Genomic DNA, 13,321 nt, shown 5'->3' on the forward strand with positions numbered 1-13,321 from the left:
AACAGGACCTTCGACAAGCCCTATCGTCCCAGCTCAGAGGCACTCCTCGCTTATTTGATCAACACTCGGACGGTCCCCCTCGTGAAAGCCCGAGGCTAGTACGGAATCCCCCGCCGTTCATCCACGCGGTGTTGGACGAGAGTTGTATCCGACGGTGCGTCGGGGGCTCGGGAGTCATGGCAGCACAGTTGGACAAGCTCGTTGCGTTCGCCGAGCTGCCGAACAGCGTGCTCCAGGTGTCCCCATTCGATCTTGGCGAGCGTCGTTCGTTCGACCTGCCGGTTACTCTCCTAACCCTCCCGGACCGGTCGCACGTCGCGTACTCCGAGTCTGCGCAGCAAGGACAACTAGAGCGGGATATGCGGTTCGTCCAGCCCATGTTGACGGCCTACCATCAGCCACAGGTCGAAGCTGCTTCCCAGGCGGCATCAGCGGCCATGATCGAACAGTTACGAAAGGGCACCCCGTGACGACCGAAGACCCGCAGTGGTACACGTCCTCGTACAGCAGCAACGGCGGCCAGTGCATCGAGGTCGCCGCAAACCTCGTCGCTTCCTGCGGCGTGGTCCCCGTCCGTGACTCCAAGAACCCGGCTGGTCCCGTACTGGACTTCCCCGCCGACTCGTTCGCTTCCTTCGTGGCGAGCGTCAAGGGCGGAGAGTTCGGCACCGTCTGACGAGTCGGACCAGCCACACCCGCTCACGGCAGCCCCATCGTGCTAGGCATGGTGGGGCTTTGCTGTGCCCGTGAAACGACGAGAACCCCGCCACACCCCGAGTTGGGAAGCATTGGCGAGGCTCCGGTCACGCTGCCCGGAGTCGGGGCGTGGGGGTCACGAACTGGAGACCCTGCGGCGGGTCCTGGTCGGGGGTGCGGTCGGTGAGCCACACGGCCGGGCAGTGCAGCCCGTAGGCGCACCCGGTCACGGGCTCGTCCCACTGCACCCACAACCCAGCGTCGTTGCGCACCCATTCAACGGAGCCAGCGAGTGCCCCCGTGAGGCTGTCTCTGGCCAGCAGCCGAAACCCGGTGTATCGCGCCACCGAAGCGGCATCTTGCGGATTGCCGCTATGGCACCGGTGACACGGTCCTTGATGCTCTGTGCCTCCACCTGTGCGGCAAAGGCAAGCATCATCATCATGAGTTCGGACGTGGGGTCCATGGGGTTGCGGAAGTCGAACGTAAGACGACCCCCGCCGATGCCCTCGGCAAAGACGAGCATCTTTCGGTGAGCCTTTGCCCACTTGGCTAGGTCGTGCATGTCGCCCATGGACCGGATGGCACGGTCAAATCGCCACCACACCAACACGTCGAACTCGTCCGGACGGGCGAGCCATGACCCGAGCGCGGGACGGTCGAACGGGGAAATCTTGCTCGCGGACACGTCAAGGTCCACGGCTTCGCGGAGCGCGTCACCCTCGCCGAAGTCGATTCCGAGGGCTGCCGCGGCTATGTCGTCTGCCTCGCGCTGCCGCTCGGGGCTGGTGGTCTCGTCAGTGAGCACAGAGAGCCGGACGCACCGCACACCCCGAAGGGTCTCGGTGTAGACCGTGCCCCCGAGCGGGTCCCGTGGGGTGCTGGTCGTCATCCCCTCTGTAGGGACGGACAGGTTCCCGTTACCGGGCTTGACCAGGACGGATGCCACCATGCCGACACTCCAGAACCGCTAGAACGGAGTGTTGGGAGATCCGGAGGGCAACGAGTTCTGCGTGCAGTGACGGGGCGGCGCATCATCGTCGGCCTAGTCGGCCGCCCGGGCCGCGCGTTCGGTCAGGCGGACCATGCGGGCGCGGGCTGACTCCAGTTGCTCGAGGTCGTCGGCCGCCGGACCGTCCTCGGCGGTGAGTTCCGTCCACAGGGCGATCAGGTCCCGGCCGAGGCTGAGACCCTGCTCGGGATCGCGTACGGCGCGCCAGGCCGCCGCCGCGCTCTGGACGTTGCCGTAGGCCGCCTCGGGGTCCCGGCTGCCGCGGCGGAGCCGGGCGAGGTCCAGCGACAGCCGGAAGGCGTGCAGCGGATCGCCGGACAAGTAGGCGATGTAGGCGGTCAGTTCGCGCAGCCGGAGCACTTCGGGGTGATCGGGCCCCAGGTCGGCGGCGGCCTCATCGACGGTACGCTCCGCCAACTCGGCCGCCGCGTCGATCCGCCCCGCCCTGACGGCCTCGTTGATCCGCGCGGTCGGCTCCCCGAGCACGGCCCCACCGCCCTGCCCGTCCCCGTCCCCGTCCCCGTCCCCGAGCACGGCCTCGGCCACGGCATCGAACCCGCGGGCCGGCGTGGGCCTGGGATCGGGATCCGCCCCGGCGGGAAAGTCGGCGACGAGCGAACGGGGGGTGGTACGGGATGACTCGGGAACGCTGAGCGCGAAGACGGAACTCGCCCCCGAAACGGTCGCGTCAGACACCCAGTCCGGCGCGGAACCGGACGTACCGTCCGTCCCGGATGCACCGGACGGCTTCAGCACCGCGGCCGGGCTCGGCTCGACAGGCAGGGACGCCTCGGCGGGACGTGGCGGCTCCGTAGGACGCGGCGGCTCCGTGAGATGACGCGCCTCCGTGAGGTGAGGCGGCTCCGTGAGATGACGCGCCTCCGTGAGGTGAGGCGGGGCTGTGAGGTGGGGCGGGGCTGTGAGGTGGGGTGGGTCCGCCGGGCCGGACGGGTGGCCGGGCATGACCGGGGGCGGCCCGAAGACGCCGGTGGGCGGCCGGACCGTGCCAGGGGCGACATCCGTCATCCGCACCGGCCCGAGCGTGGCCGCAGCCTGCGCGCGCGGCGTCGGCTCCGGTTCCGGGGGCTGCGCGTGCGTCAGCGACTCCGGTACCGGGGGTTGCACTTGCGGCGTCGGCTCCGGTACCGCCCGCAGCGGGTACGTCGGAGCGGCCTCCCGCACCGGTTCGACGACGGATCGCAGGAAGTGGGTGGGGCTTTCGCGATACGGCGGCCGTTCGGCGGTGGCAGCGGCGGAGCCATGACCGGAACCCGGCGAGAAGCCGTCGGCCGGCTCCCCCGAACCGTCGGCCGACTCCCCCAACGCCTCCCGCGCTTCCGCCTCTTCCGGCAGTCCCGGCTCCGAAGCCGCCCCGGACTCCTCCGACGCCCGCGCCCCCGCCTTGGTCCGCGGAGTCATCCTTGCCGGGTCGGCCGTGAAGCGGCTGGCGCCGTCGGTGTCCACCTGGAGGGGGACCACATAGCCGACGCGGGCGTCGTGGATCGCCGCCCGTACGGGGTGGCCGAGCGTGCGGGCCAGGCGGTGGAGGTGGTCAAGGACGGCGTCCTGGATCTCCCGGCCGGGGGCCGCGGCAAGGGGTACGCCGTCGACCGTCGCCTCGCCCACGGCCGAGACACGGACATCCACCGGCGCCGCCGGACCCGCGCCGCGCCGTTCTTCCCGCTTCTCCTCGCGGCTGAGACGAGACATCGTCCCCCTCACTCCCCCGGCGTCACGATCCGGTCGTACCCTTGCGTACTGTCGAGTGTCGCCGCTCGCCACGGTTTCCGCGTCACCGCGACGTCACAGACTCGCACCAGGAACCGCCCTCCCGACCGCCGCAACACGACGGTCCGGCCGACGACCCGCTTCACGGGCCCTCCCCCGGCCCCGGCAGCGCCTGCCCCACCGCGTCCTCCGCGCACTGGACGGAGCACACTCGACGGAGCATCCTTGCATGTGCATATAATGCGCAATCCTGTATTCCTCGTGGGCCGATCACCTGGGGGACCGATGACCCGCCGTTTCCTGTTCGTGCTGGGCAGCACCCGTCTCGACGGCAACACCGAACTGCTGGCCCACAGGGCCGCCGAGCAGTTGCCCGTGGACGTCGAGCAGGAGTGGATCCGCCTGCTCGACCACCCGCTGCCCGAGTTCACCGACCTGCGCCACGACAGCGACCATGTGCGGCCGCCCTCCGACACCGCCGCGGGCCGGCTCCTGGACGCCACGCTCGCCGCCACGGACATCGTGATCGCCTCGCCGCTGTACTGGTACTCGGTGTCCGGCCCGACCAAGCGCTACCTGGACCACTGGTCCGGCTGGCTGCGCACCCCCGGCATCGGCTTCAAGGCGACCCTGGCCGGCCGCACCCTCTGGGGCGTCACCGCGCTCGCGGACCGCGAACCCGATGTGGCCGCCCCGCTGACCGGCACGCTCAACAACTCGGCCGCGTACCTGAAGATGCGCTTCGGCGGCGTCCTGCTCGGCTGCGGCAGCGCGCGGGGCGACGTGCTCAAGGACGCGGAGGCGCTGGCGCGCGCGAAGACCTTCTTCGCGCAGGAGGCTCCGCTCGCGCACTTCCCGCACGAGACGGAGACGGCCGTCCAAGCGCCCCGCCCCCGTCAGGAGGGCGCCCTTACGCCGTGATGTCCTTCGTGGTGAACCGCGCCCAGGCAGCCGAGCCGAACACCACCGCGTACAGCGCTTGCAGCCCGAGGTTCCTGACCAGGTCGTCCCAGTAGACCGGTTCGCGCATCAGGTCGGCGAAGGACAGCCAGTAGTGCGAGAAGAAGTACGGCTGGATCGCGTGCAGTTGCGGTATCTGGTCGAGGATCTGCACGGTGATCAGCAGACCCACCGTGGTGGCCATCGCCGCGATCCCGCTGTTGACCAGGGTGGAGACGAACAGACCGAGGGCGGCAAGACCGATCAACGACGCGGCCACGACCAGGGCGATCAGCAGCGCACGCGCCAGGCCGTCGGCGAAACCTATCCGCGTGCCGGAGATGGTCGTCAGATCGCCCAGCGGAAACAGCAGCGCCCCGACGGCCAGCGCCGAGACCGCCACCACCAGCGTCGCCACCAGGCAGAACGCCATTGTCGTCGCGTACTTGGTGAGCAGCAGGCGGGTGCGGCCCGCCGGGGCGACCAGAAGATAGCGCAGCGTTCCGGCGTTGGCCTCCCCGGCGATCGCGTCACCCGCGACGACCCCGATCGCCATCGGAAGGAAGAACGGGAGCGTCGCGGCCAGCGCGGTGAACACCAGGAACAGGCCGTTGTTGGTGATCTGCGTGATGAACGCCGGCCCCTCGCCACCGCCTCCGCCGACCGATGAGCCGTCCCGCGTTTCGAGCTTGACGGCGATGCCGACCAGGATCGGCACCGCGGCCAGCACACCCAGCAGCGCGAGCGTGCGCCAGCGCCGGAAGGTGGTGAGCAGTTCGCTGCGCAGCAGCCCGAAGGTCCACAGCGGGTTCGGGGCGCGTCCGGCCCCTCGCCCGGCCGTGGGCACCGCGGCCGTGGCCTCGCCCGCCCCGGCGTCAACCTGTGACATCGAACCCCTCTCCGGTCAGTGCCACGAACGCGTCCTCCAGCGATGCCCGTTCCACCCCGAAGCCGCGGACGCGGACCCCGGCCGACACCAACGCGGCGTTCACCTCGGCGAGTTCGCCCTCCGGGGGCTCCGCGGTCACCCGGTCCTCGGCGACCACGACATCGCCGACGCCCCGCTCCTTGAGCACCCGGGCCGCGTCCCCGGTGTCCGGCGTGGTCACGACCAGCCGGCCACGTGCCCCGGCGGCCAGGTCCGCCACCGCGCCCTGGGTGATGAGCCGGCCCTGCGCCATCACCGCCGCGTGCGTACACACCTGCTCGATCTCGTCGAGGAGATGGGAGGAGAGGAAGACGGTCGTGCCGTCGGACGCCAACTCCCGGACCAGGGAACGGATCTCGCGCATGCCCTGCGGGTCGAGCCCGTTGGTCGGCTCGTCCAGGACGAGGAGCCTGCGCGGCTGGAGCAGCGCGGCGGCCAGCCCGAGCCGCTGCTTCATGCCCAGCGAGTACGCCCTGGCCTTCTTGCCCGCGGCGGCGGCCAGGCCCACCCGGTCCAGGGCGGCGGCGACGCGGGCCCGCCGGGTGCGCGGATCGGCGGTCGGATCGGCGGCGTCGTAGCGTACGAGGTTGTCCCGGCCGGAGAGGAAGCCGTACAGGGCGGGGCCCTCGATGAGCGCGCCCACCTGCGGCAGCACCGCGCGCGCCGAGCGGGGCATGGCCCGTCCGAGTACCCGCGCGGTGCCGGAGGTGGGCTCGATGAGTCCCATCAGCATGCGGATGGTGGTGGTCTTGCCGGAGCCGTTCGGACCGAGGAAGCCGAAGACGCTGCCCGCCGGGACGGTCAGGTCGAGACCGTCGACGGCGAGCTGTCCGCCGCGGTAGCGCTTGGTCAGGCCGCGGGTGTGGATGACGCTCGGCCCCGCGTCCTCCGGCTCCCGCGCCGTCTGTCGCCCCGTGGTGGACGGTTCGTCCATCGGCTCCCTCGATTCGTCGTGCCCGCAGGGTGCTTACTGCCCCGAGTTCGCCGCCTTCACCAGGGCGTCCTTGGTGACGGCGCCGACGTACACCTTGCCGTCGTCCGTGAGCAGGGCGTTGACCAGGCGGGTGGAGAAGACCGTGCCCTTGCCGAACTTGCCGCTCACCTGGTCGCCGAGCGAGCCGAGGAAGCCGCCCAGGTCACCGCCGGCGGAACCGGACGGCAGGCCGCCCTTCTCACCCGTGTCGAAGGTGGCTATCGCGTTCCATCCCTCGCCCAGCACCTCGTGGCCCTGCGGGCCCTTGGCGAGGTCGTGGCCGGACTTGGCATCCGGGACCTCGGCGGACTCGGACTTGTCCTCCTCGGTCACGTTGGCGCCCTTCGGCGGGGTGAAGTCGAAGGTCGATGCGGCCGGCTTGGCGAAGCTGACCTGGGTGAAGCCCGCGTCGACGACCGCCGCGCCGCCGCTCGCCGGGGTCAGCGTGAACTTCAGCGGCAGGCCGGTCTTCGCGTCCACCGCGATGCTGATCGCGCCGACCGTGGTGCCGGACTGCTTCGGTTTGACGAGCAGCTTGTAGGCGTCCCGGCCGGCGACCTGCATGGTGCCGTCGACGGTCACGGACGTGGTGTCGTCGACGGACTTCAGGGCCTCGTCGGCGAGGTCCTTGGGTGTGGCCGGAGCCTCGTTCCTGTGCTCCGCGCCGTCCTGGGCGGCGGTGCCGTGGTAGACCTCGTTCGACTTGCTGTCGTAGCCCCAGACGTCCTTGCCGTTGTGAATGAGGCTGTACTCGGCCGCGCTCTCGATCAGCGACAGCTTCTGCCGGTCCGGGCCGTCGGCGGCGACGCGCAGGGTGTGCGTGCCGGAGACCAGCTCGGTGAGCTTGGACGTCGGGTCGGCCGAGGATCCGTCGCCGGACGGGGCGATGCCCGAGGCCAGGCTGTTCTCCAGACCGCCCAGGTTCGGAAGGCCCAGGTCGGTGCTGATCTTCACCGTGCCGGACAGCTGCTCGACGTCCGACTTGGCGATCTTCTCTATGAGCTGCTGTGCGGTGATCTTCGGCAGACTCGGGTCGCCTGAGTCGGCGAGTGCCGGGACCAGTCCGATGGTCGCCGCCGTCACCCCCACGACCGCGACCGGGACGACGTACCGAGCGGCTTTGCGCCGGCCGGAGCGCAGTTCCTCGGTCTCCTCGGCGCCCGAGTTGTCAGCGGATTCGTACCGTGCCATATGTGGCTTACCTCCGTCGTCGGCGGCGGCCTTCTACGCACCGATGCACTGTTCCCACCCTGAGCCGCCATTCTCACCCGAATCGGTGAGGAGTGGTGATTTCCGTGGCTTCCATCTGACCAAATCCGGTGCGCGGACGCGTCACCCCGCGGACGCAACTCCACGTACACCTCCGGTATGACACGCAAAGGAGGCGCCTCCCCCGACCCGTAGGGGTAAGGGGGGTGCCGCCGGACATTTCCCAGGTCAACGCGGTCAAACGGGGCGACGGCCGGGGGCTGAGCCAGTCATAGGCCCGAGGCACGGCCGCCGGAACCAAACGCTTCCCGGCACGGACAGCCAGGACAACCGGCACGGACAGCCGGGACAACCGGCACGGACGGCCAGGACAACCGGCACGGACGGGCGGGACAGAGGGGCGCCGGGGACGGGGGCGCCGGGACGGGGGGGGTGCCGGGGACGGGGCGCCGGGACGGGGGGTGTCGGGACAGGGGGCGGGCCGGGCGGCCGGAACAGACCGACGCCGAGAACGGACGGTACTGACGGACGCCCCAGCGGGCAGCCGGAAAAAAGGGGCGCCGGGGGCCGACAGGCGGGCGAGGCCCACGGTGGGCCGAGCATCCGGGCGCGGACGGCCGGGACGGGCGGCCAGCCCGGACGCACGGAACGACTCCTGAAGCGCTCGGCGGCACAGTGCGTCCGCGCGATGCGTCGTCTCCGGGAATCGGTAGCGCGGGGTGGACGGAACAGGCGGGCGGCGGGTCAGCGCTTGGTCCGCCGTGCCGGGATCGGTGACCGGGGCAGGCCCGTTCTGCTCAGCGATCGTTCCGCTCATCGGCCGCCCCGCCCGGTGCTCGCCTCGCCCGGCGGCGATCCCGCTCGCCAGCCGTCCCACCCGGTAGCCACCCCTGTCCGATGGCCATCCCGCCCGGTGGCCGTCCCGCCCGGTGGCCATCCCGCCCGGTGGACCACCCCGTCGCAGGTGGCCATCCCGCTCATAGGCCGCCCTGCCCGGTGGCCAGCCCACCCGGTGGCCGCCCCTGCCCAGTGGCCGCCCCGGCCGGTGGGCGTCCCGCTCGCAGGCCATCCCGCCGGTGGCCGCCTCGCCAGGTGGCCGTCCCGCCCGGTGGACCACCGCGTCGCAGGTGGCCATCCCGCTCATAGGCCGCCCCGCCCGGTGGCCAGCCCACCCGGTGGCCGCCTCGCCAGGTGGCCATCCCGCCCGGTGGACCACCCCGTCGCAGGTGGCCATCCCGCTCATCGGCCCCCCCGCCCGGTGGCCAGCCCACCCGGTGGCCCCCTGTCCGGTGGCCAGCCCGCTCGCAGGTCATCCCGCCGGTGGCCGCCTCGCCAGGTGGTCCACCCGCCCTGTGGTTATCCCGCCCGGTGGACCACCGCGTCGCACAGTTCCAGCAGGGCCGACTTCGCCTCGCACTCGCGGAGGGGAGCCAGCGCGGCTCGCGCCTCCTTCGCGTACCGCACGGTGTCCCGTCGGGCCTGCTCCAGTGCGGGGTGCGCGCGCAAAGCCTCCAGCGCCTGCGCGTGCCGGCCGTCGTCGGACAGGTCGGAGTCCAGCAGCTCGCACAGCGCGAGGTCCTCGGGCAGCCCCAGCCGCGCCGCCCGCTCCCGCAGCCGCAGCACGGGGAGCGTGGGGATGCCCTCCCGCAGGTCCGTACCCGGGGTCTTGCCGGACTCCTGGGAGTCCGACGCGATGTCCAGGACGTCGTCGGCGAGCTGGAAGGCGACGCCCAGCCGCTCGCCGTACTGCGTGAGCACGTCCACGACCGTCTCGTCGGCGCCGGACATCATCGCCCCGAACCGGCACGACACCGCGACCAGCGAGCCCGTCTTGCCGGCGAGCACGTCCAGGTAGTGCTCGACCGGGTCGCGCCCGTCCAAGGGCCCGGCCGTCTCCAGGATCTGCCCGGTGACCAGCCTCTCGAACGCGACGGCCTGCACCCGCACCGCCTCAGGACCGAGGTCGGCGAGGATCTGCGAGGCGCGGGCGAACAGGAAGTCGCCGGTCAGGACCGCGACCGAATTGCCCCAGCGGGTGTTCGCGCTGTCCACCCCGCGCCGCACCGCGGCCTCGTCCATCACGTCGTCGTGGTACAGCGTCGCCAGATGGGTCAGCTCCACCACCACGGCCGACGGCACCACCCCGGGCGCGTACGGGTCGCCGAACTGCGCGGCGAGCATCACGAGGAGTGGGCGGAACCGCTTGCCGCCCGCCCGTACCAGGTGCTGCGCGGCCCCCGTGATGAACGGCACCTCGCTCTTGGTGGCTTCGAGCAAGCCTTCCTCGACAGCCGCCAATCCGGCCTGGACATCGGCTTCCAGAGCCTGGTCCCGCACGCTCAGCCCGAACGGCCCGACGACGGTCACGAGGGGTCTCCTGTCTGCTGGTGTCTGCTGGCGATTACACGGTTTGTCGATAGGTCGCTGCCATCACTCAAGTCAGCGTATCCGGTCAGGTTTCGATCACCCATAGCGCCCACCGTCCAGCACGGGCGGTATCAGATCACGACCGATATGTTGCCGATCAGCCGATACAATCCGATATTCATGGACTCATGGGAGTGCGACACCTTTTGCCCCGCTAATGCCCCGGAACGCCGCCCATGCACATCCGTACGTCCTTCCCCTACGAAACCGTTCACACGGACCTGTGGATCCCCCTCGCCGACGGGACGCGGCTGTACGCGCGCGCGTGGCGCCCCGTGACGGACGAACCCGTACCGGTCCTTCTGGAGTACGCCCCGGACCGCCTCACCGACCGGACGGCGCCGCGCGACGCCCAGCGGCACCCCTGGTACGCGGGGCACGGCTACGTCTCCGTCCGCGTCGACGCGCGCGGATACGGCGGCAGCGAGGGAGTACCGGCGGGCGCGGGCCGGGCGGCGGAGGCCGCGGAGGCGGCCGACGGGGCGGAGGTCGTCGAGTGGCTGGCCGCACAGCCGTGGTGCGACGGCCACGTGGGCGTGTTCGGCATCTCCCGGGGCGGCTCCGCCTCCCTCCGGATCGCGGCCCTCGCGCCCGAGCCGCTCAAGGCGGTCGTCGCGGTCTGCTGCCCCGACGACCGCTACGAGAACGAAGGGCACGGCCTCGCAGGTTCCGCCGTCGCCGCCCGCCTGCTCGCCCGTTCCGCCGCGGCGCTCACGACCGCCGCCCTCCCGCCCGACCCGCGGTACGCCGGCGACTCCTGGCAGGCCGTCTGGTCGACCCGTCTGGAGGCGCTGACCCCCGCCCTGCACACCTGGCTCGCACCCCGAACCACCGGCACACCCGCCGGCCGCCCTCCGACCCTCGGCGTCATCAAGGCGGCGGTGCTGGCGGTCGGCGGCTGGTACGACCCCTACCACGACACTGTCCTCCGTCTGGTCGAACACCTTCCCCACGACCGCGTCCGCGGCCTGATCGGGCCCTGGTCGCACCACTACCCCGACCTGTACCTGCCACCCGGACCGGCGATCGGCTTCCTCCAGGAAACCCTGCGCTGGTGGGACCACTGGCTCAAGCGCGGCTCACCGTCCGGCCCTCCCCGCGGCTCCGCGGCAGGCACTCCCCACGGCTCCGTATCCGCCGCTTCCCGCGGGTCTACGTCCGCCACTTCCCACGGCTCCATGGGCGCCGCTCCTCGCGGCGGCGTGGGCGCGCGCCCGGTGATGTCCGAACCGCTCCTGCGTGCGTACGTCGTCGAGTCCCACCGCCCGGACGCGGCCCGCGCCGCCCTGCCGGGCCGCTGGGTCGGCGAACCCGCCTGGCCGTCCCCCAACGTGACGAGCGTCGCCCACGACCTCCGAGGCGCCCCGGTCCTGGTGCGTTCACCCCTGCACACCGGCGTGGACGCGGGCCGCTTCCGCCCGATCGGCGACGAGGCCGACCTGCCGCCCGACCAGCGGGCCGAGGACGGACGGTCCGTCTGCTTCGACTTCGAGGTGACCGAGGAGACCTGGGTGCTCGGACGGCCCAGGGTACGACTGCGACTGACCCGCATGGCGCCGCGGACGCAGCTGATCATCCGGGTCTGCGACGTCGCCCCGGACGGTTCGTCGACCCTGGTCGCCCGAGGCGTGCTGGACCTGGCGCCGCCCGACCACGAGGATGCGGCACCCCGGCCGCCGGGCGGCCCGCAGGAGGCGACGCCCCGATCATCGAGCGGAACACAGGAGTCGGCGCCCACGTCACCGGGCGGCCCGCAAGAGGGGGCGCCCTCGTCACCGGGCGGCACGCAGGAGTCGGGGCCCTGGTCACCCGGCAGCCCGCAGGAGGCGACCGTCGAACTGGGCGGGGCCGGGCACGCCTTCCCCTCCGGTCACCGCATCCGTCTCGCGGTCTCCTCCGCGTACTGGCCGTGGGTCTGGCCACGGCCCGAGTCGGCGGCGGGCTGCGTGCTCGACCCGGCGGGCAGCTCGCTCGAACTGCCGGTGCGCGCCAGGGTGTCCGGCCCGGCGGTCGTCTTCGAAGAGCCCGAGCAGGCCGAGCCGCTGGGCGCGGGCGAGTACGTCACGCTGGACGGGCCGCGCCCCGGGCGGCTGGTGGTGCGGGACGTCGCCGAGGACGAGTGGCGGGTGGAGGTGGCCCCGAGCCGCGAGGGCACGCGCGCGTACCCGGACGGTCTGGAGTGGACCGAGGGCGCGACGGAGACGTACACGATCACCGGGAACGACCCGTTGTCGGCCCGCGCCCGCTCGGAGCACTCGGTGCGACTGCACCGCCCGGATCTGCCGTGGGACACCACGGTCCAGGTCCGTTCGGAGATTTCCTGTGACGCCGGCCACTTCGTCACCGCCGACGAGGCGGTCTGCACGACGGGCGGTGAAGTGATCTTCCACCGAACCTGGGAGAAGCGGATTCCGAGGACCATGGGATGAAGTGCCCGATTTGCCGCTATTAGTATCTCAATTCCCCTTGGTGCCGAATGCACTTGAGCTTCGAGGGGAGTGACTTGAGTCACCCCTTATCGCGGCAGCAGCACCCCGCCCGAAGCCCCCACCACCCTTTCCTCGACGTCGAGTTGACGCTTGGCGATAGCAAAGGATCAAGCGGCTCATTCGTCTCAATCGCATGTCAATTGGTACGAGCCGGGAATCCACCCCTTGTTTCCGACATGTGCAGTCGCATAGCTTCCGGGCCAGTCGGATGGACGCCTAATCCTGCCGCCACCCGACATGACCCATCGACAAACCACATTTCGTACGGCAGGAGCGGGGGACCCAGGTAGGCCGCCGGGCCGGACGGCACCAGCCGGCCGGAACGGCTTGGGGTGAAGTCGCGTCGCCTTTCGGCGGCCGGCCGGGCACCTCCCCCGCCCGAACCCGACAGCTCACCTCGCAGGCGCCGGAGAGGAACAACGCCATGTCTGCAGCCGCTCGACACCGTCTCGTCCGCACCAACCGCCTCGCCCGTACCCTCGCGGTGGCCGGCACCGGAGCCGCCGTGCTCGCCCTGCCGCTCCTCGGCGCCACCGGCGCCCACGCGGCCACCCCCGGGACCGTGACGACGGCCGGAACGACGCTTGCCGGGTACCCGAACAACCTCGACGGCTGGATCCGCGAATCGCTCGCGATCATGGCGGAGAAGAACATCCCCGGCACCTACTACGGCATCCACCGCAACATCATGCGCGAGTCCTCGGGCAACCCGCGGGCCATCAACCTCTGGGACTCCAACGCCGCGAAGGGCATCCCGTCCAAGGGTCTGCTCCAGGTCATCGACCCGACGTTCAGGGCCTACCACGTGGCCGGGACGTCGTACGACATCTACGACCCGGTCGCCAACATCACGGCCGCCTGCAACTACGCCGCCAAGCGCTACGGCTCGATCGACAACGTCAACGGCGCCTACTGACACG

The 13,321-nt window shown here is 71.4% G+C and carries 10 protein-coding genes, 1 pseudogene and 1 riboswitch; of the genes and pseudogenes, 5 read left to right on the forward strand and 6 right to left on the reverse strand.

What is annotated here, in order from left to right; genetic code table 11:
* Positions 1-470 (forward strand): Scr1 family TA system antitoxin-like transcriptional regulator (locus ABT245_RS25070; RefSeq protein ID WP_502982184.1); only part of this gene is annotated, 470 nt, incomplete at its 5' end.
* On the forward strand, positions 467-676 hold the full coding sequence (locus ABT245_RS25075; RefSeq protein WP_351737164.1) for a DUF397 domain-containing protein: 210 nt from the start codon (positions 467-469) through the stop codon (positions 674-676). The genes ABT245_RS25070 and ABT245_RS25075, both read left to right, overlap by 4 nt.
* A gap of 300 nt (positions 677-976) precedes the next feature.
* On the opposite strand, the pseudogene ABT245_RS25080 reads toward ABT245_RS25075, so the two are convergent.
* Positions 977-1,588 (reverse strand): annotated as a pseudogene (locus tag ABT245_RS25080) (recombinase family protein); the annotation flags it as partial.
* A 153-nt stretch (positions 1,589-1,741) separates the two neighbouring features.
* Positions 1,742-3,418 carry a tetratricopeptide repeat protein gene (locus tag ABT245_RS25085; protein ID WP_351737166.1) on the reverse strand — a complete coding sequence of 559 codons (1,677 nt, stop codon included), beginning with the start codon at positions 3,416-3,418 and terminating at the stop codon, positions 1,742-1,744.
* A 303-nt stretch (positions 3,419-3,721) separates the two neighbouring features.
* On the opposite strand from ABT245_RS25085, the gene ABT245_RS25090 reads away from it, so the two are divergent.
* Positions 3,722-4,357 carry a flavodoxin family protein gene (locus ABT245_RS25090; protein WP_351737168.1) on the forward strand — a complete coding sequence of 212 codons (636 nt, stop codon included), beginning with the start codon at positions 3,722-3,724 and terminating at the stop codon, positions 4,355-4,357.
* On the opposite strand, the gene ABT245_RS25095 is transcribed toward ABT245_RS25090, so the two are convergent.
* The 4 genes from ABT245_RS25095 to ABT245_RS25110 form a co-directional block, all read right to left on the reverse strand.
* On the reverse strand, positions 4,347-5,264 hold the full coding sequence (locus ABT245_RS25095) for a DUF2705 family protein (RefSeq protein ID WP_351737170.1): 918 nt from the start codon (positions 5,262-5,264) through the stop codon (positions 4,347-4,349). The genes ABT245_RS25090 and ABT245_RS25095 overlap by 11 nt on opposite strands.
* Positions 5,251-6,237, reverse strand: coding sequence for an ABC transporter ATP-binding protein (locus ABT245_RS25100; protein WP_351737172.1), 987 nt, complete (start codon positions 6,235-6,237; stop codon positions 5,251-5,253). Before ABT245_RS25100 ends, ABT245_RS25095 begins: the two co-directional genes overlap by 14 nt.
* Positions 6,238-6,270: 33 nt before the next feature.
* On the reverse strand, positions 6,271-7,467 hold the full coding sequence (locus tag ABT245_RS25105; protein ID WP_351737174.1) for a LolA family protein: 1,197 nt from the start codon (positions 7,465-7,467) through the stop codon (positions 6,271-6,273).
* Positions 7,468-8,841: 1,374 nt separating this feature from the next.
* The gene (locus tag ABT245_RS25110) at positions 8,842-9,852 is read right to left on the reverse strand and encodes a polyprenyl synthetase family protein (RefSeq protein ID WP_351737176.1); all 1,011 of its coding nucleotides are present in this window, start codon (positions 9,850-9,852) and stop codon (positions 8,842-8,844) included.
* A gap of 236 nt (positions 9,853-10,088) precedes the next feature.
* Between ABT245_RS25110 and ABT245_RS25115 the strand changes: the two genes are divergently transcribed.
* Both ABT245_RS25115 and ABT245_RS25120 read left to right on the forward strand, forming a co-directional pair.
* On the forward strand, positions 10,089-12,341 hold the full coding sequence (locus tag ABT245_RS25115) for a CocE/NonD family hydrolase (RefSeq protein ID WP_351737178.1): 2,253 nt from the start codon (positions 10,089-10,091) through the stop codon (positions 12,339-12,341).
* 303 nt (positions 12,342-12,644) lie between these two features.
* Positions 12,645-12,820, forward strand: a riboswitch (cyclic di-AMP (ydaO/yuaA leader).
* Between the two features lie 5 nt (positions 12,821-12,825).
* Positions 12,826-13,317, forward strand: a complete 492-nt coding sequence (locus ABT245_RS25120; RefSeq protein ID WP_351737180.1) for a transglycosylase SLT domain-containing protein — start codon at positions 12,826-12,828, stop codon at positions 13,315-13,317.
* Positions 13,318-13,321 lie beyond the last annotated feature (4 nt).

The sequence above is a fragment of the Streptomyces sp. NPDC001508 genome (assembly GCF_040298665.1).
Lineage (GTDB): Bacteria > Actinomycetota > Actinomycetes > Streptomycetales > Streptomycetaceae > Streptomyces.

What these genes read in the sequence shown, in the direction of transcription:
- ABT245_RS25085 (WP_351737166.1), bottom strand. Translation starts at nt 3,418, where the DNA reads ATGTCTCGTCTCAGCCGCGAGGAGAAGCGGGAAGAACGGCGCGGCGCG.
- ABT245_RS25090 (WP_351737168.1), top strand. Translation starts at nt 3,722, where the DNA reads ATGACCCGCCGTTTCCTGTTCGTGCTGGGCAGCACCCGTCTCGACGGC.
- ABT245_RS25095 (WP_351737170.1), bottom strand. Translation starts at nt 5,264, where the DNA reads ATGTCACAGGTTGACGCCGGGGCGGGCGAGGCCACGGCCGCGGTGCCC.
- ABT245_RS25100 (WP_351737172.1), bottom strand. Translation starts at nt 6,237, where the DNA reads ATGGACGAACCGTCCACCACGGGGCGACAGACGGCGCGGGAGCCGGAG.
- ABT245_RS25105 (WP_351737174.1), bottom strand. Translation starts at nt 7,467, where the DNA reads ATGGCACGGTACGAATCCGCTGACAACTCGGGCGCCGAGGAGACCGAG.
- ABT245_RS25115 (WP_351737178.1), top strand. Translation starts at nt 10,089, where the DNA reads ATGCACATCCGTACGTCCTTCCCCTACGAAACCGTTCACACGGACCTG.
- ABT245_RS25120 (WP_351737180.1), top strand. Translation starts at nt 12,826, where the DNA reads ATGTCTGCAGCCGCTCGACACCGTCTCGTCCGCACCAACCGCCTCGCC.